This is a genomic window from Streptomyces sp. NBC_01381, from assembly GCF_026340305.1.
Classification (GTDB): Bacteria; Actinomycetota; Actinomycetes; order Streptomycetales; family Streptomycetaceae; genus Streptomyces.
The window spans coordinates 2,906,404-2,929,385 of sequence record NZ_JAPEPI010000002.1; the positions used below are offsets into that span (position 1 = coordinate 2,906,404).

At 70.5% G+C, this 22,982-nt stretch carries 24 protein-coding genes; 15 read left to right on the top strand and 9 right to left on the bottom strand.

All coding sequences use genetic code 11. The features are described from left to right. The first annotated feature begins 243 nt into the window (after positions 1–243). Entirely contained in the window at positions 244–606 is a 363-nt protein-coding gene (locus tag OG453_RS34495; protein ID WP_266872487.1) for a peptidase inhibitor family I36 protein, read from the top strand. Positions 607–773: 167 nt separating this feature from the next. Here OG453_RS34495 and OG453_RS34500 read toward each other — a convergent pair whose 3' ends face one another. Further along, positions 774–3,185: a patatin-like protein gene (locus tag OG453_RS34500; protein ID WP_266872488.1), complete on the bottom strand. Its 2,412-nt coding sequence runs from the start codon at positions 3,183–3,185 to the stop codon at positions 774–776. 57 nt (positions 3,186–3,242) lie between these two features. Here OG453_RS34500 and OG453_RS34505 point away from each other — a divergent pair, with 57 nt between their 5' ends. Continuing rightward, positions 3,243–4,031: a VOC family protein gene (locus OG453_RS34505; protein ID WP_266872489.1), complete on the top strand. Its 789-nt coding sequence runs from the start codon at positions 3,243–3,245 to the stop codon at positions 4,029–4,031. Here the strand turns inward: OG453_RS34505 and OG453_RS34510 are convergent. Further along, the gene (locus OG453_RS34510) at positions 4,028–5,839 is read right to left on the bottom strand and encodes an ABC transporter ATP-binding protein (RefSeq protein WP_266872490.1); all 1,812 of its coding nucleotides are present in this window, start codon (positions 5,837–5,839) and stop codon (positions 4,028–4,030) included. The two genes, OG453_RS34505 and OG453_RS34510, sit on opposite strands and share 4 nt — an antisense overlap. After that, positions 5,836–7,530 carry an ABC transporter ATP-binding protein gene (locus tag OG453_RS34515; RefSeq protein WP_266872491.1) on the bottom strand — a complete coding sequence of 565 codons (1,695 nt, stop codon included), beginning with the start codon at positions 7,528–7,530 and terminating at the stop codon, positions 5,836–5,838. Before OG453_RS34515 ends, OG453_RS34510 begins: the two co-directional genes overlap by 4 nt. A gap of 125 nt (positions 7,531–7,655) precedes the next feature. Here OG453_RS34515 and OG453_RS34520 point away from each other — a divergent pair, with 125 nt between their 5' ends. From OG453_RS34520 to OG453_RS34550, 7 genes are all read left to right on the top strand, one after another. Beyond that, a complete protein-coding gene (locus OG453_RS34520) occupies positions 7,656–8,336 on the top strand; it encodes a hypothetical protein (RefSeq protein ID WP_266872492.1) in 681 nt (226 codons plus the stop codon). A 155-nt stretch (positions 8,337–8,491) separates the two neighbouring features. After that, complete coding sequence (locus OG453_RS34525; protein WP_266872493.1) at positions 8,492–8,725, top strand: hypothetical protein; 234 nt, start codon at positions 8,492–8,494, stop codon at positions 8,723–8,725. Between the two features lie 185 nt (positions 8,726–8,910). Further along, entirely contained in the window at positions 8,911–9,255 is a 345-nt protein-coding gene (locus tag OG453_RS34530; protein WP_266873236.1) for a DJ-1/PfpI family protein, read from the top strand. A gap of 118 nt (positions 9,256–9,373) precedes the next feature. After that, positions 9,374–9,883, top strand: coding sequence for a GlxA family transcriptional regulator (locus tag OG453_RS34535; RefSeq protein WP_266872494.1), 510 nt, complete (start codon positions 9,374–9,376; stop codon positions 9,881–9,883). 104 nt (positions 9,884–9,987) lie between these two features. Continuing rightward, the gene (locus tag OG453_RS34540; RefSeq protein WP_266872495.1) at positions 9,988–11,046 is read left to right on the top strand and encodes an ABC transporter substrate-binding protein; all 1,059 of its coding nucleotides are present in this window, start codon (positions 9,988–9,990) and stop codon (positions 11,044–11,046) included. Beyond that, positions 11,047–12,144 (top strand): iron ABC transporter permease, encoded by a 1,098-nt coding sequence (locus OG453_RS34545; RefSeq protein WP_266872496.1) that lies wholly within the window; start codon positions 11,047–11,049, stop codon positions 12,142–12,144. It abuts the gene before it with no gap. After that, entirely contained in the window at positions 12,128–12,958 is an 831-nt protein-coding gene (locus OG453_RS34550; protein ID WP_266872497.1) for an ABC transporter ATP-binding protein, read from the top strand. Before OG453_RS34545 ends, OG453_RS34550 begins: the two co-directional genes overlap by 17 nt. Before the next feature lie 20 nt (positions 12,959–12,978). Here OG453_RS34550 and OG453_RS34555 read toward each other — a convergent pair whose 3' ends face one another. Then, positions 12,979–14,409, bottom strand: a complete 1,431-nt coding sequence (locus OG453_RS34555) for an MFS transporter (RefSeq protein ID WP_266872498.1) — start codon at positions 14,407–14,409, stop codon at positions 12,979–12,981. 402 nt (positions 14,410–14,811) lie between these two features. On the opposite strand from OG453_RS34555, the gene OG453_RS34560 reads away from it, so the two are divergent. The 3 genes from OG453_RS34560 to OG453_RS34570 are packed head-to-tail and all read left to right on the top strand — an operon-like array spanning position 14,812 to position 17,941. Further along, positions 14,812–15,096 (top strand): hypothetical protein, encoded by a 285-nt coding sequence (locus OG453_RS34560; protein ID WP_266872499.1) that lies wholly within the window; start codon positions 14,812–14,814, stop codon positions 15,094–15,096. After that, positions 15,096–17,423, top strand: a complete 2,328-nt coding sequence (locus OG453_RS34565) for a cation-translocating P-type ATPase (protein ID WP_266872500.1) — start codon at positions 15,096–15,098, stop codon at positions 17,421–17,423. Before OG453_RS34560 ends, OG453_RS34565 begins: the two co-directional genes overlap by 1 nt. Then, positions 17,420–17,941, top strand: a complete 522-nt coding sequence (locus OG453_RS34570) for a copper chaperone PCu(A)C (RefSeq protein WP_266872501.1) — start codon at positions 17,420–17,422, stop codon at positions 17,939–17,941. The genes OG453_RS34565 and OG453_RS34570 overlap by 4 nt, the downstream gene beginning before the upstream one ends. Positions 17,942–17,986: 45 nt before the next feature. Here the strand turns inward: OG453_RS34570 and OG453_RS34575 are convergent, their stop codons facing one another. The 4 genes from OG453_RS34575 to OG453_RS34590 form a co-directional block, all read right to left on the bottom strand. After that, a complete protein-coding gene (locus OG453_RS34575; protein WP_266872502.1) occupies positions 17,987–18,634 on the bottom strand; it encodes a sigma-70 family RNA polymerase sigma factor in 648 nt (215 codons plus the stop codon). Between the two features lie 212 nt (positions 18,635–18,846). Next, positions 18,847–19,500, bottom strand: coding sequence for a hypothetical protein (locus tag OG453_RS34580; protein ID WP_266872503.1), 654 nt, complete (start codon positions 19,498–19,500; stop codon positions 18,847–18,849). After that, positions 19,497–20,192 carry a permease prefix domain 1-containing protein gene (locus OG453_RS34585; protein WP_266872504.1) on the bottom strand — a complete coding sequence of 232 codons (696 nt, stop codon included), beginning with the start codon at positions 20,190–20,192 and terminating at the stop codon, positions 19,497–19,499. The genes OG453_RS34580 and OG453_RS34585 overlap by 4 nt, the downstream gene beginning before the upstream one ends. Beyond that, positions 20,189–20,530 carry a PadR family transcriptional regulator gene (locus OG453_RS34590; RefSeq protein ID WP_266872505.1) on the bottom strand — a complete coding sequence of 114 codons (342 nt, stop codon included), beginning with the start codon at positions 20,528–20,530 and terminating at the stop codon, positions 20,189–20,191. Before OG453_RS34590 ends, OG453_RS34585 begins: the two co-directional genes overlap by 4 nt. A gap of 82 nt (positions 20,531–20,612) precedes the next feature. On the opposite strand from OG453_RS34590, the gene OG453_RS34595 reads away from it, so the two are divergent. Genes OG453_RS34595 through OG453_RS34605 form a run of 3 tightly spaced genes read left to right on the top strand, consistent with a single transcriptional unit; the run spans position 20,613 to position 22,529 of the window. Then, positions 20,613–21,089 carry a hypothetical protein gene (locus tag OG453_RS34595; RefSeq protein ID WP_266872506.1) on the top strand — a complete coding sequence of 159 codons (477 nt, stop codon included), beginning with the start codon at positions 20,613–20,615 and terminating at the stop codon, positions 21,087–21,089. A 5-nt stretch (positions 21,090–21,094) separates the two neighbouring features. Continuing rightward, on the top strand, positions 21,095–21,367 hold the full coding sequence (locus OG453_RS34600) for a hypothetical protein (protein WP_266872507.1): 273 nt from the start codon (positions 21,095–21,097) through the stop codon (positions 21,365–21,367). Positions 21,368–21,395: 28 nt separating this feature from the next. Continuing rightward, complete coding sequence (locus OG453_RS34605) at positions 21,396–22,529, top strand: DegT/DnrJ/EryC1/StrS family aminotransferase (RefSeq protein WP_266873237.1); 1,134 nt, start codon at positions 21,396–21,398, stop codon at positions 22,527–22,529. Here OG453_RS34605 and OG453_RS34610 read toward each other — a convergent pair. Then, the gene (locus OG453_RS34610) at positions 22,444–22,860 is read right to left on the bottom strand and encodes a hypothetical protein (RefSeq protein WP_266872508.1); all 417 of its coding nucleotides are present in this window, start codon (positions 22,858–22,860) and stop codon (positions 22,444–22,446) included. The genes OG453_RS34605 and OG453_RS34610 overlap by 86 nt on opposite strands. Between the last annotated feature and the right edge of the window lie 122 nt (positions 22,861–22,982).

A 22,982-nucleotide genomic window follows, 5' to 3' on the forward strand; every position in this document is an offset into this window, starting at 1 on the left:
CGAGAGGTATGGGCGATGTTCGCCTATGCCACCGGCCTCCGCCGGAGAGGTGTAGGCGATGTTCGCCGATGCGACCGCAGTGCGGCAGCGCCGAGCATGAATGTGCGTCCGGGGCAGCTGCCCCGGACCATGCTCGGGCGGGACGCTCTGACAGAAATGTGCGACTGCCTGCCCGGCCTGCTCCCGAATTTCTGATGACCGCGGACCGCGGTACACAGATCGACGAGAGGAAGACGGAAAGACATGAAGAGGACTCTGGTAGCCGGTGTCATCGCGGCAGCGTGTGTGACAGTGACGACGGTCGGCCTAGGAGCGACACCGGCCAGCGCCGACCCCGACGACTGCCCCAAGAAGTATGTATGCGTCTGGGACAACAGCAATTACGAAGGACGTTTCGTCTTCGATCCCGGAACTGAACGTCCCAATGTCGGGGGATACATGAACGATCGGACGACCTCCCTCAGGAACCGCACCGGTTCCCACGTCTGCTTCTACCAGAACTCAAACGGGGAGGGGTCCCTCCTGGCGAGGGTGGGTCCAGGCGATGCGCGACCCAACGTCGGCCCGACCGCCAACGACAGGATCTCCTCGTGGAAGGCCTGCTAGCCAGGGCTTCTCGCCCGTGGGTATGTCATGGTTGTGTCGCTGTACGGCGGCATAGTTCGTAGTACGGCCGCCAACGGCGCTTCAACACTCCGAACCGGAGGGGTCACCTTCGGGTGGCCCCTTCTTCGTGTTGGGGGGGGGCGGTTGCCTCGGCCGGAGCCACTCCCTCAAAGATGCTTGAGGACCCAGTACATGGCGACGGCGTAAATCGCGAGGGCGATGAAAAGGATCAAGCGGCCCTTATAGGTTTTGATGCTTGCGCGTAGCGCCTCGGCTGGTGTTTCAGATTTTCCGGTGGCGTATTCTTTGGTTGTTCTCTTCTGGAAGTGCTCGGCAATCTTGCGCAGAATCCACTTGGGGCCGCGCCCTTTGAGGCCGATGAGGTCGAAGATTGAACCGAAGAGATCATCCGTAACCTGCTGGGACTCAGGGGATTCGGTCGCATTCTTCATCAGCTTCTTGTCGGTGGGCTCGGCGAGCTCCAAGAGATTCTTCAGCATCCACTCCCGAGGGTCGCTGTTATCGGGAGCCTCCGCTGCCAGGATGGCCTGATGGAGCTCCAGTTCTCGCTCGCGGCGCTCCTCCTCGTTGTTGAATTCGAACAGGCGAATAAGGTGGTGGGCCGCATCGAGACGCCCCCACGCGAAGTCGCTCCTGCGCCAGTCACTCTTGAAGAACGCGGCAAAGTGCTGGAATCGGATTCCGTAGAGCTTCCTGTCGCCCATGTCGTGAAATCTTTCCTCGAACAGTGCCCGGCTCATCCTGTCCGGACCCAGTCGAAGAAACTGAAACTCGGGCATGAGTGGTTCGATGACCTTGGAGGGTGGGGCGTAGACGCGAGTTACCACCTCGACTGCGAGGCAGCCGCGAATGGCGTCGTTCGGTTCCTGCATCCAAGAATCGATGTTGGCGGCTCGCAGTGATCTGACGAACCGAGTTCCCGCACGGTCGATAATTTCACCCACACGTTTCGGGACGTCGAGATCGTTGAACGTGTCTTGAACGAACGAGACGGCACCCTCGTCCGAAAGCAGGGATTCAGGGTCCACATGCAGTGGAATTCTCGACTCGAACGCCTCCAGCATGGCGACGACGTCACGCAGTCGCTCAGTGATGAATTCGCCTCCCTCGATCAGGCACTGCTGTTGCGCCTCAGTGAGTACGTCTTCCTGGAGGTGATGGTGAAGTTGATGACTCAGCGATTGGAGTACACGTGTGGCTGTGACGAGCCCCCAGCGCCATTGTCCCTCCAGTGGTGAGGTGATCGACCTACCGTCTCGCAGCGGGACCCAATTGGGGGGCTTGGGGGAGTCGATCAAGGATTTGATTCGTCCCGGAGTGGTTTCCCGCGTACCGGCCAGAGAGGTTACCAAGGTGTCTTCGGCGAGTCTCCTGCGGAGGTCGATGATGACTCCGCAGGCTCGGTTGTGCCGGTACTCGTCGAGCAGTTCCTCTGCCACTCCTGTGAGCCGGTCGGCCAGCCTGCAGTCCCCGCTGACCTGTCGGAACAGGTCGAAATGCGAGTCCCGTCCTGTCGCGTTGAACCGACTGTTCAGGTCCTCGATGCTCGATCGAAAATCGGCTTCCTGCGGATAGTTGGCAGCGCGGAATGCCACCCGGCCCCAGGCCGCTTGTTCATCGATTTGCTCCGTGGCTCCCTGCTGGTCCCGCCCGGCGGACGGGACGACATAGACAAGGACTCTTCGCACGGGTGTGTCCAGAGTGCGTCGGGAGATTGCCTCGAGGACGGGTTCGAATGGTGCGTTGTTCAGGACGCCACCGTCCATGACGAAGCTCGCCGGATCGTCGTGCGTCATTCTCGGGTGGACGCGGTAGTCCATGAGAGGGGTCTCGTTGACCGGAGGGAAGGCGACCGGGAAGCTTCCCGTTGCGCGGGCGGCGTGCGCGAGGGCGTGGGCGTACTTGGGGGCGAAATCCTTTTGGGGTGTCGACTCGAAATGCCACTTTCCGTCCGTGCGTGTGTAGGTCACGGCCTTGTCGTCGTGCTGAAATCGGTAGAGCCGACGGTGATCTCGTACCGAGAACTCGTTCCCGAACCCATCCGTATACGAGCGAGCGCGCCCATCCAGGGAGGTGGCGGGCAAGAAGAGGGTGATGGGGGCGCGGATGGATTCGGCGCCGACGCCGATACTGTTGATGGCGTCACGAACCTTGCTCTCAAAGGATTCGCCGCTCAGTACGCTCGTCTTCGATTTCGGTACGAGCAGTTTGGAAAGCGAGGCGGACTCGTCCCATACCTTGCGGAGATCGGGAAGAGGCGCCCCACGTCCGATCGCCGTGGCCAGGAGTGCACCGTTCAGACCGCCCGCCGAAGAGCCGGCGATGACGTCGATCACGACCCGAGTGCGCGAGGACTGGGCGATTTCCTTCCAGACATTGAATGCCGCCCTGTCGCGCTCATTGGTCGTGTCCTCGCTTGCGCTGCCCGAAGCACGCCGCAGGAGTTCCAGTTCATGTGTGACCCCGCCCATCCAGACGGCCAGGCTGACACCTCCGTTGAGGACGAGGGCCAGCCGTGTTTCGTGGTTCACCGGGCGCGAGGGCACTGGCTTCGTCATACTGCTCACAGTAGGTGAAACCGACAGAAATCTGTCGAAACCGGAGGTTCTCGAGCGATGGCCGTCCAACCCGAAGGAATGCCCTGCTGGGCGGACGCGATGTTCCCGGACGTGGAAGCGGCGAAGAGCTTCTACGGCGAGCTGTTCGGCTGGACGTTCGACGTGGGGTCGGAGGAGTTCGGGGGCTATGCGCAGGCGCGCTCGGACGGGAAGGCCGTCGCCGCCGTCTCCCCGCAGATGCCGGGGGTGGACAGCCCCGCCGCCTGGAACCTCTACTTCGCCGCGCCCGATGCCGCCGCGACGGCCGCGAAGATCCGTGACAACGGCGGAACGCTGGCCATGGAGCCGATGCAGGTCGGTGACTTCGGCACGATGGTGACGGCCCAGGAGCCGAGCGGCGCGTACTTCAGCGCCTGGCAGGCCGACACCCATGAGGGGTTCGAAAAGACTGGCGAGCCGGGCGCCTACTGCTGGGCGGAAGTCAACACGCGCGATCCCGGGAAGACGGACGCGTTCTTCCCGGCCGTCTTCCCCTTCGAGGCGAAGACGATGGACGTCGACGATGTCGACTTCCGGGTCTTCGAGCTGGCCGGCGAGCCGGTGCTTGGCCGTCTCAAGATGAACGGGGACTTCCCGCCCGATGTGCCGTCACACATCAATGTGCACTTCGGCGTGGACAACTGCGACGCCGCGATCGCCACCGTCACCAAGCTCGGCGGCCAGCTGCTGTTCGGGCCGATGGACAGCCCCTTCGGCCGCTTCGCGACGGTCGCCGACCAGCAGGGCGCCGTCTTCACCGTCATCGATCTGGCGACCACCGAGGGCGAGATGCCCACGTTCCACTAGGAGGGCGTTGCGCGGGTGTCGGACCATGCGGCCCACAGGGCGGCATAGGTTCCGGCCGCCCGGCTCAGCTCGTCGTGGGTGCCGCTCTCGACGATCCGGCCGTCCTCCATGACGACGATCCGGTCCGCGGCGGCGGCCTGGGTGAGGCGGTGCGCGACGACGAGCGCGGTGCGGCCGTCGACCGCGCGGTCGGCAGCCTGCTCCAGGAGCCGGGCGCCGGTGCTCCCCGCCTCGGCCGTGGCCTCGTCGAGCACGGCCACCGGCGGATCGGCCAACACGAGCCTGGCGAGCGCCAGTTGCTGGACCTGTGCGGGGGTGAGGCGGTGACCGCCCACGCCGACGACCGTGGCCAGGCCGTCGGGCAGCGCATCGACCCAGTCGGCGGCGTCCACCACCGCGAGGGCCGCGCGCAGGTGCGTGTCGGTGGCGTCGGGCCGCGCGAGGCGCAGGTCGTCCGCGAGCGGCCCGGCGAAGACATGGGTCTCCTGGGTGACCAGGGCCACCGGCAGACCGTTGCCCTGCACTCCGGTGCCGGTCGTCACGAGCACCGAGCCGGACGTCGGACGGTGTACGCCCGCGATGAGCCTGGCCAGGGTGGTCTTGCCCGCGCCGCTCGGCCCGACCAGGGCCACCCGTTCCCCGGTCCGCAGCGTGAGGGCCACGTCCTTCAGGACGGGACGCCCGGTCTCGTACGCATGATGGACGCCGTTCACGGCGACGGCTCCGTCCGGTGCCGCGCCGGGCTCCTGGGTACGTGCCGCCGGATGGCCGGGTTCGGGGTCCGGCTGGTCGGTCACCCCCACGAGGCGGGCGAGCGCGGCGGTCGCCGACTGCGCGTCGTCGAGCAGCACAAGGGCCGAGTTGACCGGGGTGAACAGGCTGTGGAAGTACAGGGCCGCGGCCGTCGCCGTGCCGATGGACACGGACCCGGAGCGCACCAGGAAGAAGCCGGTGACCAGGACCGCCGTGAGGCCGGTGTACTCCGCGATGTGGAGGCGGTTGTAGAAGTCGAGGACGAGCCGCACGCCGCGCAGCGTCAGATCGACCGCTGTCCGCGAGCGCTGGTCCACCCGCTTCGTGTGCTGCTCCGCCAGCTGGAACGCCCGCACCGTCGAAGCGCCGGCAATGGTGTCGAGCAGTTGCTGCTGCTGGGCCCCGGTGGCGATGCGCTGGCGGGCATAGAGCGGCACCGCATGACGTACGTACCAACGCGCGGTGTGCGCCTGGACGGGCACGGCCAGGAGCGCCGCGAGGAGGAACCGCCAGTCCAGGACGGCCATCGCGGCCAGCGTGAGCACGATGGCCAGCAGGGAGCGGGCCAGTTCGGGCAGGGCGCGGCGGACCGCCTCGCCCACCACCGACACGTCGCGGGTCACGCGGGCGGTGAGATCTCCCGCCCCTGCCTTCTCCACCTGTTCCAGGGGCAGCCGCAGGGCCTTCTCCACGAACTGCTCGCGCAGCCGCGCCAGTACGGTCTCGCCGAGCCGGGAGACGAGCGAGAGGCCCAGCGCGGTGGTCGCGCCCTGCGCGACGGCCACCAGGATCAGCAGGACGACCGGCCAGTTGAGGTCGGCGGGCGGCTGCCGGTCGGCGACCAGGTCGACGATGCGGCCGAGCAGCGGTTGCACGAGCAGCCCCGCGGCCGTCGCGGCGATCAGTACCGCGAAGCCGCCGATGGCCAGGGCCCGGTGCGGGCGCACCAGTTCGCGTATGGCCGCCCGGGTGCGGGCCGGGGACGCGGTGGGCAGCAGCTCACGGGTGTCCGGGGAGGTCTCTATGGGATCGGTGGGCTCGGTGGGCTCGGTCATGCGAGGACCGCCTGACAGTAGGGCTCGTGACGGTGTATCAGCTCGGTGTGCGGTGCGGTGTCCATGACCCGGCCGTCGTGGATCAGCACGACGCGGTCCGTGACGGCGAGCAGCGCGGGGCCGGTGGTCACGAGCACCGTCGTACGGCCCTGGCGGAGCTCACGGATACCGGCCGCGATCCCGGCCTCGGTGACCGTGTCGACCGCGGTGGTCGGATCGTGGACCACGAGGACGGGCCGGTCGGCCGCCAACGCGCGGGCGAGGGCGACGCGTTGGCGCTGCCCGCCCGACAGCGAGCGGCCGCGTTCGCTGACCGCCGTGTCCGCGCCGTCCGGCAGTGTCTGTACGACCTGTGCCACGCCGGCCGCCGTCATCGCCGGCTCCGGATCGCCGTCCTCGGGGGCCGCGGCCGTGACGTTGTCGCGGACGGTGCCCTCGAAGAGATCCGCGTCGTGCGCGGCCACCAGCATCGCCGCGCGCAGCTCGCCGGGGTCCAGGTCCCGCAGCGGTACGCCGTCGAGATCGACCGTGCCGGTGTCGGGATCGGCCGCACGGGCCAGGCAGCGCAGCAGATCGGCGGCGTGCGCGGGGTCGGTCGCGACCACGCCGAGCAGCTCGCCGGGCGCTATGTCGAGATCGATCTCCCGCAGCCCGCCGTGGCTGACGCCGTTCAGCCGCACCGCGCCGCGCACCGGACGCGGCAGCGTCTTCGCTCCGGCCGCGACGGTGTTCGGGGTGGCGAGCACCTCCGCGATCCGGTGCGCCGACGCCCGGGCCTGGGCGAGCTCGGCGTTGGCCCAGGCGAGCGACTGGAGGGGCCCGATCAGGAACAGCGAGAGCCCGACCGCCGACACCAACTCGCCCAGGCTGATGGTCTCCTGGGCGGCCAGCCTGCCGCCGACCAGCGCGACCGCGGCGATCAGGCAGCCGGTGAGCGCGAGCACCATGCCGTTCTGGAAGGCCTGCGCGTGCGCCGCCCGCAGCGTGGCCCGCAGGGAGTCGCGGCTTGTGGTGCGGTAGCGGTCGATGGCCGCCGACTCGCCGCCGATGCCCTTGAGGACGCGCAGCCCGGACACCAGGTCGGCGGCGACGGCCGATGCGTGTGCCGCGCGCTCCTGCTCGGACGCGCTGCGGGTCTCGAGCGGCTTGCTCAGCAGATGACCGAGCCAGAGCAGCACCGGCGTGCCGAGCAGCACCACAAGACCCAGCGTCACCGACGTACGCAGCAGGACGACGGCGCAGGTGATGAGGCCCACGAGCGCCGAAGTCCCGACCATCAGGGCCATGTTGACGGCGCCGACGCGCTTGGCGTCCTCCGTCGCGACATTGGCGAGGGCTCCGGGCAGCCGGCCGTTCTCGGCTCCGCCGCCGGGGTGCAGGACGCGGCGTACGAGCGTGCCGCGCAGGGTGTGTTCGGCCTGCGTGGCGGCGCGTTCGCCGGACCAGGCGCCGAAGCGGAAGCTCAGCGCGAGGCCGACGTAGACCACGGCGAGGACGGCGAGCCACAAGAGCAGGGCGCCGGTGTCCGACCCGGTCACGGCCCGGTCGATCACGATGCCGATCAGGACCGGTACCAGTGCCTCTCCGACCTGGTGCCCGGAGCCGAGGATCGCGCCGAGTGCGACGTCCCGGCGCTGCCGCACGACCGTGTCCCACAGGACGTCCCGCCCCGATATGTGTGAAGGACTCACCCACGCCCCTCCGGGGTCGCCGACCGACAAAAACTTAGGTGAGGCTACTCTAAGTTGGCTGGAAGTGCCCAGGTGGTCGTCGCCCGCCCGCAGGGCCGAGTGAGGCGCGCGATAGCGTCGCAGCCGTGACGATGAACGCGCGCGGGAACACCCCGGACACCAGGGCGGGCACAGCCGCATACGCCGGTCAGGGAAGCGCCGCCCGGCGGATCGCCGACGCCGTCGCCCTCCTGACGCCGCTCCTCGCGCTTCTGGTGCCGGTGGTGCTTGTCCGGGCCGGCCTGATCAATGAGGGATTCCTCTTCCTCAACATGGGCTCGCTCGTCATCGGCGGCCTGGTGGCGGCCTACGCGCACATGGGCTGGCACGCCCGTCCGTACGACGACGATCTGCTGTCCGCCCGCACGCTGACCGGGCGGCGGACCGTCGACCTCGCCCGTCTCACCAAGGTCGGCCGCCTCGAAGTGCCGGGCCAGGCCAGGACCGACGACCGGCTGATCCTCACCGACGCACACGGCGGGCGGCTCATCCTGAACAAGCTCGCGGGCGGCGACGGCACGGTCGACACTCTGGTGCGCCGCGCGCTCGTCCGGCGGCCGGTCGATGCCGGAGTGGTCGTGTCGGACCGCGCCGCGGAACGCCTCGACCTGCGCACGGAAGTGACCCGCCCGAACGACCGTCTCCGAGCCGGCCGCAAGCTCCGCGGGGGCCTCATCGGATTCCTGCCGCTGCTGTCCGTCTTCGTCCTCGCGCCGGCGTCCATCGGTCTGACGCTCCTGGCCTGGATGCTCGCGGACGCCGGCTGAGGGCTCGCCGACATCGGCTGAGGGCTCGCCGAAAGCGTTCATGTGCCGTTTTGGTTCACTTGAACACTGAAACTCCTCCCGACCCACTGTTTAGCGGTTATACGGGCGTTTCAGGTTCCTTTTACCGCTGCGTTGGCTGACGTACGTAGACGGCGGTGGTTGTCGGACATACGGTCGCGTCGGCGCTTGCGGAACCGGCCGACCTCACGGACGACGCCGTCATCTCGCTGGCCGGCGCGACGGCCATCCGGGACAGCGTCACCCTGCTCGTCCCGGGGTTCAAGGCGACCAACCTGCCCATCAACGTGCAGCTGCCGCCCGCCGTCCTCGCGGGTATGACCGTCACCATCGACGCGGATGTCCGCAGGGACGGCGTGGACGAGCTGTAGGAACTGCTCGGCGGCGGTCCTCTCAAGTACGGCGAGATCGCGGGACGTCTGACCCCCGCCCAGACCCGGCTCCTGAAGCGGATGTGCGTGAGCGGCTTCCTGCAGGTGGTGCCCGCGGACGCCTGACGGTATGTCAAGTACGGTCCCCACAAGTGAAGTTGATGCACGATGATGCCGTGTCGGACATGAAGCGGGACGTCCTTGTTGTGCTCTACGACGGGGTCCAGGGGCTGAGCTTCTCGGGACCGATAGAGACGTTCTCCGCCGGGTCGGCCGCGGACGGGCACGGCCCGGGTCCCGTCTACGAGATACGCACCGCTTCGGTCGGCGGCGCTCCCGTGCGTACGTCGGGCGGCTTGACCGTGGTGCCCGACGGCTCGCTCGAAGATGCCTTGCCCGCGCATACCCTTGTGATACCGAGGGACAGTCAATTCCCCGGCCGTGGCGGCCAGTTGGCCGGTGTGGTCGGGGAGCTGGCCGACGCGGCCGGACGGGTGGCCGCCATCTCCACCGGGGTGTTCCTGCTCTGAGACGGGCGCCCTGCGCGGCCGCAGGGTCACGACCCACTGGAAGTGGTGCGACCTGCTGTCCGAGCGGCACCCGGACGTACAGGTCGACCGGGCGGCGACGGTCGTCAGGGACGGGCGGGTGACCACCGCGGGCGGCGGCACATCGGGCATCGACCTCGCCATGTCCCTGATGTCCGAGGACATCGACCAGGAGCGGGCCGTCCGGGTGTCCACGGAGCTCGTCTCCTACCCCCGACGCCCGGGCGGGCAGCTGCAGTTCGTCCCCTGGGCGCCGCCCACGGTCGAACACCCCGTCCTGCGCGGCACCTTGCAGTGGATCTCGGACAACCTCCGCGCGGACCTCTCGGGACGCAGCCTCGCGGAGCGCGCGGGTGTCTCCCCGCGCCACATCAACCGTCTCTTCGCGTCCCATGCGGGCATGTCCCCCCGGCGCTACGTCGAGTCGGCGCGGGTGGGCGCGGCGCGCCGGATGCTGGAGCGGCCCGAGCAGCCGGGCGGACTCGAGGAGATAGCGAAGGGAGCGGGGTTCAGCACCCTGGAGTCCATGCGCGTCTCGTTCCGCCGAGTGCTCCAAGTCGCCCCGGGGGAGTACCAGGAGAGGTTCGGCGCCTCTCCTCCACCCGAGTGACAACGCGACAGTCGCGCAATTCGCGGGAACTCGAAGGCCGGCTCTTCCGACTACCTCTCCGGGGCCGTGTTTGAGCCCAGAGGCAAGAGGCTCGGGAGAGTTTGATGCGTGTTCGTGTGTGGTGTGGAGCGATGGCCGCCCTGGCCCTGCTCGCTACCGGCTGTGGCGGCGGTGGTTCGGACGACCCCGGCAAGGCCGGAGGCAGCGCGGGGGATCCGGTGCGGGCGACCGACTGCAAGGGCCGGGTGACGACGTTCGACTCCACCCCGACGAAGATCGTGACCAGCAACGCGGCAGCTCTGGAGCTGCTGTTGCGGCTCGGCGTGGGCGACAAGGTGATCGGCACCGGATTCCCGCCCGGCAAGGGCGCGTTCAAGGGCGACCTCGACGCGCAGGCACGTGAGGTACCCGTGCTCAGCAAGGCCGTCATTCCCAAGGAGAAGCTGCTCGGCTCCGGCGCCGATGTGTTCATCGACGCGTTCGGGCCGATGAACATGGGCGGCGCGGGCGGCCTGCCCACCGACGAGGAGTTCAAGGCCGCCGGGATCAAGCACATCTCCCTGAAGTCCACGGCCTGTGCGTCGACGCGCAAGAAGCCCGCGACGGATCTCGACACGGTCAAGGCCGACATCACCACGTTCGGGGCGGTCACCGGCAAGAGCGACCGGGCCGCCGAGCTGGTCGCGTCCATGGAACGCAAGGTCACGTCGGTGCAGAAGGCCGTCGGAAAGGTTCCCGCGAAGGACAGGCCGAGCTACTTCTTCTTCGACTACGACGCCGGCACCAAGCAGCCCATGGCGATCTGCAACAAGCAGATCGGCAACGCCGTGATCACCCTCGCCGGCGCCCGCAACATCTTCGCGGACTGCGCGGGCACGTTCCGGCCTGTCGGCTGGGAAGACGTCGTCGCGAAGAACCCCGACTGGATCCAGCTCGCCGTACGCAACCGGGGCAGCGAGGCCGAGACGCGCAAGGCCTTCGACGACGCGCGGAAGTGGCTGGAGAACAACCCGGCGACGAAGGAACTCAAGGCCGTCAAGGAAGGGAAGTTCCTGCGGATCGGCTCCGAGGAGACCACCATCGCGGGGGTCGGCAACGCCGACACCGTCGAGGAGATCGCCACTGCCCTGTACCCCGGCAAGGTGCGGGCGGCGGAGCAGTAGATGCCCCTCCTCACCCTCAACCGCAAGGCGACCAGGGCCCCGGCGGCGGAGCCCGTCGCGCGCACCCTGCGTCCAGGGGTGCTCGCCGCCCTGCTCGGCGCGGCGCTGCTGCTCGCGCTCACCGGCGCCGTGTCCTGGGGGTCCACGGACATCCCCCCGGACCAGGTGTGGTCGGCGGTGCTGCGCAGGCTGACCGGGCAGCCCGCGCGGCCGGGGACATCGGACCTCATCGTGTGGCAGCTGCGGCTGCCGCGCGCCCTGCTCGCCGCCGCGGTGGGCGCGGGACTCGGCCTGGTGGGCACGGCCGTTCAGGCCCTGGTGCGCAACCCGCTGGCCGACCCGCATCTGCTCGGCATCTCCAACGGAGCCTCGCTCGGAGCCGTCGCCGCCATCGTGCTCGGCGCGGGGGCGGGCGGAACGCTGGGGCTCGGCCTGTCCGGTGCGGCGTTCAGCGGGGCCCTTGCGACGTTCGCCCTTGTGTGGTTGATCGCTCGGCGGGGCGGCAATTTCTCGCCCCTGCGGCTCGTGCTCGCCGGTGTCGGCATCGGCCAGTTCCTCGCCGGGTTCACAAGCTACCTCGTACTCCAGGCCGGAGACGAACAGCAGACGCAGAGCGTGCTGTTCTGGCTCATGGGCAGCCTGAGCGGGGCGAACTGGTCGACGCTCGCGGTCCCCGCCATCGCCGTGCCGGTCGCGCTGCTGCTGCTCCAGGCGCGGGCCCGCGGTCTCAACGCCGTGATGATGGGGGACGAGACGGCGGCCGGGCTCGGCGTCGACGTCACCCGGCTGCGGCGCGAACTCTTCGTCGTGACCAGCGTGTTGACCGGAATCCTGGTCGCGGTCTCGGGCGCCATCGCCTTCGTCGGCCTGATGGTGCCGCACGCCTGCCGGCTGCTCGTCGGCGGCGACCACCGCAGGCTCCTGCCGATCTCGGCGCTGTTCGGCGCGCTGCTGCTCGTCATCGTCGACATCGTGTGCCGCACCGCACTCGACACCCAGGAACTGCCGGTCGGTGTGGTGACCTCGCTGATCGGTGCCCCCGCTCTGCTGTATCTGCTCGACCGGCGCCTGGAGGCCCGTGGTGAACATCGACATTGAGGGGTTGAATGTCTCCTACGCTCGGCGCACTGTCGTCTCGGGCGTCCACCTCATCGCCGCCGAGGGCGAGGTGGCAGGCCTTGTCGGGCCGAACGGCAGCGGGAAGTCGAGCGTGCTGCGCACGGTGTACCGGCATCTGCGACCGGTCGCGGGACGGGTACGCGTCGCGGGCCGCGACATCTGGGAGCTGACGCCCGCGGAGGCCGCGCGCAAAGTGGCGGCCCTGCCCCAGGAGCGCGGCGGCGACTTCGAGTTGACGGTGCGTGAGGTCGTGGCAATGGGCCGGACCCCGTACAAACGACTCTTCGCGGGCGACGACGACAACGACCGTGCGAAGGTGGCCGCCGTCCTTGAACAGGTCGGCATGGCGCAGGCCGGCGGGCGTTCCTTCTCGGCGCTCTCCGGTGGTGAACGGCAGCGGGTCCTGCTTGCCCGGGCGCTCGCCCAGGACCCGGAGGTGCTCGTCCTTGACGAGCCGACCAACCATCTGGACGTGCTGCACCAGGTGGAGCTGCTCGCCCTGCTGCGTGCCCAGCGCCGCACGGCCCTGGTCTCCCTGCACGACTTGAACGCCGCGGCCTCGGTCTGCGACCGGCTGCATGTCCTGCACCAGGGAAGGGTGGTGGCCTCCGGGCCGCCGCGTGAGGTGCTGACGTCGGAACTGCTCGCGGAGGTCTTCGGCGTTCGGGCCGCCGTGGTTGAACACCCCCTGACCGGCGACCCGTTGATCGCCATCGACCACCGTGCTCCGGCAGACGCCACGGGCGCCGCCGCGGCCACAAAGGCCGCGGCATCCGTCGCGCCCGCCGGCTGAATGAGCCGGGCCGGGAGAGGTCAGCGGGAGGCGGATGGCGCGGGCGCGGCGTCGGTGCCCGGCGGCTCGTGCTCCGGTACGGGCCGCCGCAGGCTGAGCAGCAGGACCGCGACGCAGGCGGCCGCGGCCGAGACGGCAAGCGCGGAGCGGGCGGCGCCCGCGATGCCCCAGACCGCGGTGGCCAGGGCGGGCCCCACGGCGAAGCCGAGACTGCGCGACAGCTGCACGACGGAACCGGCCGTGCCCACCGCGCCCGGCGGTGCCGAGCTCATCACCAGGGTCTGCACCGGGCCGCCGTACAGACCCATGCCCGATCCGGCGATGGCCAGGCGCCAGGCGATGTCCCCCCACGTCAGGCTGTCGTTGCCCAGTGGGAGCAGAAGTGCGAGGCCCAGTGCGGTGATCGCGCTGCCGGTGAGCGCGGTGGCCTGCGGCCCGTACCGGTCGGCGAGCCGTCCGCCCAGCGGGCCCATGAGCCCCATGGCGAGCGGAAAGGACAGCATGGTCAGCCCGGTGGCGGTCGCGGAGAGGCCGCCCTCGCGCTGCAGCCGCAGGGCCATGACGAAGTGCATGGAGGCGAAGCCGGCGGCGATGGCGAACACCGCCGAGTTGATCCGCTGCGTCCCGGAGGCGCGCACCACGTCGCAGACCTGCCGGCCACCGGTGCCGCGCAGCCACCACGCGAGCGGGGGCAGCGCGGCCACCGCGAGGAGCAGCCACCCTGGGGACTCCGATGCAAGGGACAGGGAGAGCAGAAGCGCGGCCAGGCCGCTGCCGACGAGAGCGGCGTCGGCGAGCAGCCGCCCGCCGGGAGCGTGCAGCTTGCCCGCGCGGGGGAGCAGCCGTGCGGCCACCAGCAACGCCCCGATACAGACGGGGAGTTTGACGATGAACACCGCGCGCCAGCCGAACGCGTCCAGGAGCATGCCGCCCACGGGCGGTCCTGTGACGGCTCCCAGCGGGCCGAGCGTGGCGGGCACGCTCATCGCCCGGGCGCGCAGCTTCGGCGGCACCGCGCGCATCGCGAGTACGGGCATGAGGACGAACAGCATGGAACCGAAGGCCCCTTGGGCGATCCGGGTCACGGTCAGCCAGGCCATCCATGGCGCGGCCGCGCTGAGCAGTCCGCACACGGCGAATCCGGTGACGGAGACAAGGACGGCGGGCCGCAGCCCGATCTTCGCGCCGGTTCCCCTGCCGTCCAGCCAGCGGCCCGCCGGCAACAGCAGGGAGACGACCGCGAGTTGATAACCAAGGGCCGCCCACTGCGCCATCGAGGGCGAGACACGCAGGTCACGGGATATCTCGGAGAGGGAGACATTGACGACGTTCATGTCGAGCATCGCCACGAACGACAGCGAACCGGCGACGGCGACCAGCAGCCGGCGGCTGCGTCCCTCCGCGGCCGGTAACGTCGTCCCCCGCGAGGCGTCCCGCGCGTCGTGCGTCATCAACGATTCCCTCCGAGTCCCTCCGAAGCCGCCCTTCTCCGGCGGAAGGGCGCGGATCGGCGGGCTCCGTAACAGTGGTCGGCTGCTGGAGAGGATAAGTTCCCGGGGCCGTGGCCGAGTTGACCCTGAACGCCCTGGTCGGCGGCGGCCGTTCCATCGCGGACGGTCGGATCGGGGGGTGCCGGAGTTCCCGCGCCGTGGCAGGAGATTGCTCACGTGTGGGATGCGGGCGAAGCCTGGCGGCAGCGGTCGTCTCCCGTGCCAGCATGTGCTCACCGGGCCATGCGGGAGATCAGCCCGTCCGGGCACGGCCCTTCGATGTCTGCCCGTCGGCTCGCGCCGCCCCCACCATCCCCCGCAGGGCGCCGCGAGCCGACGGGTGTCCCCGTGCAGGAGCGGAACATGAACGATTCCCAGCAGGACGCGGGCGCTGAACGGACGCTCCTGCGGCGATGGCGACCAGCCGCCGCGATGACGGGCTTCGCCGCCCTCCTCGTGGTGATCTTCGCCGTCGCGTACGCCACCGGATCGGCCGCAGGACCGGTCGCGCCCGGACTCCACCCCGGCCAGGAACAGTCCGCCGGCACCGGCGACGAGGACTCCGGCGGGGGCGGCGACGACGGCTCGGGCGACGACGGCTCGGGCGACGACATGGAAGGCGACATGAACATGGGGGAGGGGCACTGATGGCGGCGGGACTTGCGCAGCCGACCGAGATCACCACCGATCTGGTCGTCGGCGGCATGACGTGCGCGGCCTGTGTGAACCGCGTCGAGAAGAAGCTCGGCAAACTGGAAGGCGTCGTCGCGACGGTCAACCTGGCCACCGGCCGGGCCCGCGTCACCCACCCCGACTCGTACGCGCCCGAGGACCTCGTCGTGGCCGTGGAGCAGGCGGGGTTCACCGCGTCGCTCCCGGAGCCGCCCGCCGCGGAAACCGCCGAAGGAGCGGGGGCGGCGCCGCGTGACGAGGCCGCCGATGAGGCGACCCGGCAGCGCGATCGCCTCGTGGTCACGGCCGTACTCGCCGTACCGGTGCTGGTCCTTTCCATGGTCCCTGCCCTGCAGTTCAGCAACTGGCAGTGGCTGTGCTTCGCGCTGGCCGCACCCGTGGCCGTGTGGAGCGCGGCGCCGTGCCACCAGAAGGCCCTGCGCGGCCTTCGGCACTCCGCCGCGACCATGGACACCCTCGTCTCCCTGGGCGTGATCGCGTCCTTCGCCTGGTCGACGTACGCGCTCTTCCTCGGCGGCGCGGGCGAGCCCGACATGAGCATGCCGTTCAGCCTGCTTCCTTCGGCGTCCGGCGACGTGGCGCACGTCTACCTCGAAGCGGCCGTCGCCGTACCGCTGTTCGTCCTGACCGGACGCTTCCTGGAGGCCCGCGCCAAGCACAACACCGGGGCGGCGCTGCGGTCCCTTGCCGAGCTCGCCGCCAAGGACGTCTCGGTGCGCGACGAGGACGGCGGGCGCGAACGGCGCATCCCCATCGGACAGTTGAAGGTCGGCCAGCTCTTCGTCGTGCGGCCGGGCGAGAAGGTCGCCACCGACGGGACCGTGGTCGAGGGCAGTTCGGCCCTCGACGTGTCGCTCGTCACCGGCGAGAGCGAACCCGTCGAGACGGCACCCGGCTCGACGGTGGTCGGCGCCGCGGTCAACGCCGGAGGCCTCCTGGTCGTACGGGCCACCGCGGTGGGCGATGACACCCGCCTCGCCCGCATCACCCGCCTGGTCACCGAGGCGCAGGCGGGCAAGGCCAAGGCGCAGCGGGTCGCGGACCAGGTGGCCGGGGTGTTCGTGCCGGTCGTGCTCGCCCTCGCCGTCACCGTGCTCGGCTTCTGGCTCGGCGCGGGCGCCGACCCGCAGGCCGCGGTGACCGTGGCCGTGGCGGTGCTCGTCGTCGCCTGCCCCTGTGCGCTGGGGCTCGCCACGCCCACCGCCCTGCTCGCCGCGACCGGCCGCGGCGCCCAACTCGGCATCCTGGTCAAGGGACCCCGGGCCCTGGAGACGCTGCGGGGCATCGACACCGTCGTACTGGACAAGACCGGCACCCTCACCACGGGACGCATGCGCGTGGCCCGGGTGACGGCGGAACCCGGCGGCATCGGGGACCGGGCGGTGCTGCGTCTCGCGGGCGCCGTGGAGCAGGGCTCCGAGCATCCGCTGGGCAAGGCGATCGCCGGGCACGCGGAGCAGGCGGAGCCCGGTGAGCCGCTGCCCCGGATGACGGACTTCACCGCCAGTGTCGGCGCGGGCGTGGCCGGACGGGTCGATGAGCGGCACGTCGAGGTGTGCGCACCGGGCGACACCCCGCTCTCCGAACCACTGGCCGCCGCGCTCGCCGCGGCCGAGGACGCCGCGCACACCCCGGTCCTCGTCCGGGTGGACGGCAGGCCCGAGGCGGTGATCGCCGTCGGCGACACCCTGCGGCCCGAGGCCTTCCGGGCCGTGGACCGGCTGCGCCGCCTGGGGCTGCGGACCGTCATCGCGACCGGTGACCGGGACGCGACCGCACGGGCCGTCGCCGCCGAACTCGGCATCCCCGAGACCGATGTGCACGCGCGCTGCACCCCGGAGGACAAGGCCCTGCTGGTCAAGGAGCTGAAGGCCGAAGGGCTGCGGGTCGCCGTCGTCGGGGACGGCGTCAACGACACGGTGGCGCTGGCCGGCGCGGACCTGGGCATCGCGATGGGCGGCGGCACGGACGCCGCGATCGGAGCGGCCGACGTGACGCTGGTCCGCGAGGACGTCCTGGTCGTCGCGGACGCCGTCAAGCTCGCCCGCAGAACGATGGGCACGATCCGCGCGAACCTGCTGTGGGCGTTCGGATACAACCTTGTGACGGTGCCCCTGGCGATGACAGGGTGGCTCAACCCGATGGTGGCGGCCGCCGCGATGTCGGTCAGCTCGCTGCTCGTGGTCACCAACAGCCTGCGCCTGCGCGCCTGGCAGCCCACCGCCCCACATGTCGTACGAGGAGGCCGCGGGCCCGCGCGTCGACTGGAGGCAGCCGCGTGAGCGCCACAGGAACGACCGCGCAGCGACTGCGGCTCCGGGCCTCGGCCGCCCTCCCGGCGCTCGCAGCGGCGGCGGCCAGCGCGCTGGCCCTGGGCGGACTCTCCGTCTGGACCGCCGCAGGAGCCGCCGGCTCTGCACCCGAACTCCGGATCACCGCGGCCCGGTTGCTGCTGCCGTCCGAGGGCAACGAGAGCACGGCCGCCGTGTTCCGCATCCGCAACACCGGCGGCGCCGCGGACCGTCTGGTCTCCGTCAGCTCGCCGACGATGGGCGAGGCCATGCTGTCGCGCGACGCGCCCGTCGGTGAACGGGCGGCCCGCATGTCCATGGTCGAGTCGGCCACGGTGCCCGCCGACGGTACGCTGACCATGACGCCGTACGGACTCGACGTGATGGTCGACATCCGCGAGCCGCTGCGCCTGGGGCAGCGCGTCGAGTTCAGCCTGCGCTTCGAGGACGGCGGGACGCTGAAGACGGAGGCGCTCGTCGTGCGCCCCACCGACTGGAACGCGCCCTGACACGGACAGCGCCTCCGTCGACGCACACCTATGCCCGGGGTGAACTCACCCCGGGCATACGGGGCTTTCGGCCGCGTTCAGGAGTGACGTCATGACCGCCCTGGCCCGTGCCACGCGGGAGCGGACGGTGCCGATCGGGCAGCCGGCCGCGTCGGCGGCGTCCGCGTAGGGCATCCCGAGGACCTGCGTGAGCACGAACGCCTGCCTTCGGGGCGCGTCCAGCGAGCTCAGCAGATCGAGCAGCGCCACGCCCTCGTCGAAGCCGGGAAGGCCGCCGGGCTGCGATCGCTCCGCCTCCGTACGCCAGTTGGGGCCGTCGGCGAATCGGGGGCGGGCGGCGGCCGCGCGGTAGCGGTCGGCCACCACCCTGCGGGCGATCGACAGCAGCCACGTACGGGCGCAGGAACGTCCTGCGAACCGGGGCAGGGCCGTCAAGGTGCGTAAGTACGTCTCCTGCGTGAGGTCTTCGGCTCCCTGCACATCGGCGCCGAGATAGGCGACGAAGCGGCAGACATCGGCGCGCGTGGCGCGCACGAAACGTTCGAGGGCCTCGGTGTCGCCGTCGCGGGCGGCCAGCGCCCACTCCGTGATCTTTGCGTCGCTCGCGGCGGCGGTGCCGCCGCTCGGCCGCTGTTTCAGGGTGGGATGCGGCTGTTTGAGGGCAGGCGGCAGCTGTTTCAGGGCAGGGGGCATCGCGGACTGTCCTTCGCGTGCGGACGGAACCTGCCGTGGGGCATGGCTCCGTCGGCGGACACCCTGCGCGTCCCGGATACGGATACGGATACGAATACGGGCGCGGGGGCATGGGCGGTGGGGTCAGCGCGCGCGGCGGCCGTGCGGGTGCGCACCGGCGCATGGCGCACTGCGTCACCGGCCGTGCCCCGGGCGGGCCTTGGCCGGTGGTGTCAGACGGTGCTCGGGCGGTGCGGCGGGCCGCGGCGTGAGACGACGTGGCGCAGGAGCGGCAGCTGCGGCCTTCGCGGCGGCAGCGGCAGGGCCACGGACGGCCGGCGTCCGGGCATCGGGGAAGGCCCCTGGACGGCGCGGTCCAGGGGCGCGAAGACAAAGGCGGCGAGGGCCCGTCCGAGGCGGAGCGCCGCGGCTTCGCCCCGCCACAGCCACAGTCCGCACAGCAGTCCGGCGAGCGCGTGGGCGGACGTCATGCCGGCGAAGGCGCCAAAGGCGGGCTCCGTGTCGGCGGTGCGCATGTGCGCCATGCCCGCACCGGAGTGCCGCGGAGTGCCGGCCGGGCCGGGTCCCGTCGAGGTCTGGGAGAGCGTGAAGGCCAAGTGCAGCGCGAGCTGGGTCAGCACGCTCGCGCCGCACACCGCGAGGGCGCCGCGGGCCCGGCCGGTCAGGCACCAGGCGGCCGCGGCCACGGCGGCGAACGCGGACCACACGGCCCAGGCGGGCAGCGCGTGGCCGGACATCAGGGCGTGCCCCGGAGCCGTCACCGATACGCACACGGCGGCGAAGACCGCTGAGCGGGTCAGCCGGCCGGCTCCGCCGCGGCGGAACTCCGTGCCGGCTGCCGGTAACCTCGCGGCCTGCCGGGTCACCGCGGTCCGGGCGCGGCGGGTTCCATGATCGGCAGTCGTGCGACCCGGCGGCAGACGCGGACCGACTTGGCCATCACGCCGTGCGACGTGGCGGCGAGCGAGCAGGCGAGCGCGATCAGCGGCCAGTTCGTGGCCAGGACCGAGGCCGTGGCCAGGGCGAGCGTGGCGACGGCGATGGAGACGCTGGCGGTGGTGCCCGTCCACCCGACCATCCGCGGCAGCTCCTCAGGGGTGGGCAGCCAGCGGGCGAGGGTGCCGGTCGCGGCGAGGGCCCCCGCGGCGAGCAGTGCCGCCACGACCGCGGTCCCGGCCAGATACAGGGCCATCAGCTGGGCGGTCCACGGCAGCGCCCAGTCCTGCGCGTCGCCCGCGTTGCGGACGAGGAACCAGCAGGCGATCAGGAAGGGCGCGGTGATGACGATGGAGCGGGACGTGTGCCGGGCCTGAGCGATGGTCAGTTCCCGCTGGCAGCTCGCCACCAGGTCCTCCATGGTCCCGAAGTCGCGTAACGCCCGCTCGGCGGCGCGGTCGTGGGACATGCCGTGGCCCGTGAGCTCCGCGACGGCGTCGGTGAGGCCGTCGCGCACCTCATCGAGCAGCCTGGCCTTGGCGCGGACCGGGCCGTGCAGCGCGGCCTCCAGCGCCGTGAGGTAGTCCTCGACGGGGTCGCTGCGCTGTTCCACGGCGCTCACGTGAGGAGCCCCGGCGGGGCCGCGGGATTGAGGACCGAGCCGATGGCCGTCGTGAATTCGTTCCACGCCGACCGCTCGCTGGCCAAGGTGCGCTGCCCGGCGTCCGTCAGTTCGTAGCAGCGCTTGCGGCGCTCGCCCACGGACTGCCAGCTGCTCTGCAAAAGCCCCACCCGCTCAAGGCGGTTGAGGGCGGGGTAGATCGTGCCGGTGCGCAGCTCGAGCGCGCCGCCGCTGCGTTCCTGCACGGCCGTGATGATCGCGTACCCGTGCAGGGGGCCTGGCTCGAGCACGGCGAGCAGCAGCCCGTCCAGATGTCCTCTGACCGCGTCCTGTCTCATGAGTAGGCAGCCTACACAATCGGGGCGTTGGCGTGCTATCTATTGGCAGCCAACATATCCATTGCCGGCGGAGGGGTCCGCAGTGAGCAAGTTCTTGTTATCGGTGCATGTCATCCTGGCGATCCTGGCGGTCGGACCGATCGCCGTCGCCGCCTCGATGTTCCCGCGCTACGCACAGCAGTTGACGACCGACGGCGAGGACCCGGACGGCAACGCGGCCGGAGTGGCCGGGATCCTGCACAAGATCTGCCGCGGGTACGCGCTCTTCGGCATCGGCGTCCCGGTCTTCGGACTCGCCACCGCCGTCCAGCTCGACGCGCTCACCGATGTCTGGCTCATCATCTCGATCGTCCTGACCGCGGTCGCCGCCGCCGTCCTCGCGATGGCCATCCTGCCCAACCAGCAGCGGGTGCTCGCGGTGGCCGGCGGAACGGCCGAGCCCGGCGCGCCCGCCGTTCCGGCGAGCAGGCTCTCCATGCTCACGGGCATCTTCAACTTGCTGTGGACGGTTGTCGTGATCCTCATGATCGTCCGCCCCGGCTCCACGACGGGTGCTTGATCTCGATGCGTACGTTGCGAATCGCCGCCGCGGTCGAGGCCGCCTCCCTGGTCATCCTGCTGATCAATGTCTTCACCATCCATGCCGAGCCGATCACTTCGCTGGGCGGGCCGACCCATGGCTCGGCCTATCTCGTCGCCATCGCGATGACCTGGGCGATCCCCGCCGCCGCCGAGACCAGCGCCCGGTGGCTCGCCCTGATCCCCGGCATCGGGGCGATGCTCGCGCTGCGCAGGCTCGGCGCCGAGCCTGCGGGCAACGCGCCGGGCGCTCTATGACTCGGCGCAGGCGTTCGGCTGCCGGCCCCTGGCGCCGGCCCCCAAGGGAGCGGCGGAGGTGTTCAGCTTCCACGCGAAGAAGATCCTGAACGCCTTCGAGGGCGAGCTCGCCGCCACCGACGACGACGAGATCCACGCGCGCGTGCGGTCGATGCACAACTTCGGCTTCGACGACGCGATGGAGGTCGCGGGACCGGGGACGAACGCGAAGATGAGCGAGTCGTCGGCGGCGATGGGCATCGCGTCCGTCGAGCGCCTGGACGACACGCTGAGCACCTACAGATCGCTCCATCTGCATTACCGGGACGGCTTGGACGAGGTGCCGGGCGTCACCCTGATCGAGGCTCCCGCGCGGCAGACCCACAACCACCCGTACGTCGTCGTACGGGTGGACCCGGGCGCGGCAAGCCTTGACCGCGACCGTCTTTTCGACATCCTCGGCGCGGAGAACATCCGCACCAAGAAGTACTTCGCACCGGGCTGCCACCGCATGCCGCCCTACCGCGCTGACGCCGTGCACACACCGCTCGACCTGCCGGCGACCGAGGAGCTCGCGGGGCGTGTGCTCGCCCTGCCGATCGGGCTCTCGGTGGCGCCGGACGACGTGGACCTGATCTGCGACGTGATCGCGGCCGCGGTCCGCCACGCCTGGCCGACCGCGGCCGCCGGGTCACCGCGACTGCCGCCGCTCGGCGGAGCCGACGTCGGCCGCGAGACCCTCGATGTGCTCGGCGGCGCGGCGGGGCCCGTTCTGCGCGCGGTACTCCTCGCGTTCTTGGCCACGGTGCCCTGCGTCAGGTGCACCACGGTGTCGTACGCCTTCAAGTCGTCCCACCAGTGCGGAGGTTGGAACTCATCGGTGGGCTCGCCGGTGATGGGGCCGACGAAGCGGGTCTGCGGGAGCAGGTCGCTGCGGGGGTACTCGAAGGAAGGCACCGTCCCGAGGAGGTGCAGCGACGGCATGCGGATGATGTTCTCGAAGGCGCCGGCGTCGATCCGCTCGAGGCCCACCTGGGCACGCGTCTTGTCGGCCTCCCGCCGCAGCTCGCGCATGATGATGTGGTCCCCGGTCCACTTCAGCATCCGGTTGCGCAGGCGCGCCCGAGGGCGGTGGCGCTCGGCCGCAGGCCCATGCCGAACGGCGCGGTGTCCCGGCTGCTGAGGGTGTAGATCGACGTGGCCATCCAGACCAATGGAATTCCCGTCTTCTCGCTGAGGAATCCGCCGGCGTACGTGGTCTCGTTGGTGACCACCACATCGGGGCGCAATTCCTCGGCCGGCGCCGTCAGATCCCGGAGTTGATCGGGTGCGGTGCCGAAAAACACGTCACGGAAGACGGCGACCATTCCCTTGGTTCCGGTGAGACCTTCGTGGTGGGGGAATGCCTCGTCGTGCGTCATTCCGCCGTAGTCGAATCCGGAGACGATCGGGGAGAACCGGGCGCCGGTCTTTTCGACGCGTGCCTCGAATGCCTTGCCTGTGTACCAGGTCACTTCGTTTCCACCGGAACGTCAACCCAGCGGGCGATCGCTCAGGACCGTTCGTTCAGTGGGTGCCCGCGGGCCCAACTGGCCGGAAAGGGCAGGCGGTCTGCCCGGGTCGTGCCGGATGTGCT

Bases quoted from the DNA above. Each gene is read 5' to 3' on its own strand.
- OG453_RS34495 (WP_266872487.1), top strand. From the start codon at position 244: ATGAAGAGGACTCTGGTAGCCGGTGTCATCGCGGCAGCGTGTGTGACA.
- OG453_RS34500 (WP_266872488.1), bottom strand. From the start codon at position 3,185: ATGACGAAGCCAGTGCCCTCGCGCCCGGTGAACCACGAAACACGGCTG.
- OG453_RS34505 (WP_266872489.1), top strand. From the start codon at position 3,243: ATGGCCGTCCAACCCGAAGGAATGCCCTGCTGGGCGGACGCGATGTTC.
- OG453_RS34510 (WP_266872490.1), bottom strand. From the start codon at position 5,839: ATGACCGAGCCCACCGAGCCCACCGATCCCATAGAGACCTCCCCGGAC.
- OG453_RS34530 (WP_266873236.1), top strand. From the start codon at position 8,911: ATGAAGCGGGACGTCCTTGTTGTGCTCTACGACGGGGTCCAGGGGCTG.
- OG453_RS34540 (WP_266872495.1), top strand. From the start codon at position 9,988: ATGCGTGTTCGTGTGTGGTGTGGAGCGATGGCCGCCCTGGCCCTGCTC.
- OG453_RS34545 (WP_266872496.1), top strand. From the start codon at position 11,047: ATGCCCCTCCTCACCCTCAACCGCAAGGCGACCAGGGCCCCGGCGGCG.
- OG453_RS34555 (WP_266872498.1), bottom strand. From the start codon at position 14,409: ATGACGCACGACGCGCGGGACGCCTCGCGGGGGACGACGTTACCGGCC.
- OG453_RS34560 (WP_266872499.1), top strand. From the start codon at position 14,812: ATGAACGATTCCCAGCAGGACGCGGGCGCTGAACGGACGCTCCTGCGG.
- OG453_RS34565 (WP_266872500.1), top strand. From the start codon at position 15,096: ATGGCGGCGGGACTTGCGCAGCCGACCGAGATCACCACCGATCTGGTC.
- OG453_RS34575 (WP_266872502.1), bottom strand. From the start codon at position 18,634: ATGCCCCCTGCCCTGAAACAGCTGCCGCCTGCCCTCAAACAGCCGCAT.
- OG453_RS34590 (WP_266872505.1), bottom strand. From the start codon at position 20,530: ATGAGACAGGACGCGGTCAGAGGACATCTGGACGGGCTGCTGCTCGCC.
- OG453_RS34600 (WP_266872507.1), top strand. From the start codon at position 21,095: ATGCGTACGTTGCGAATCGCCGCCGCGGTCGAGGCCGCCTCCCTGGTC.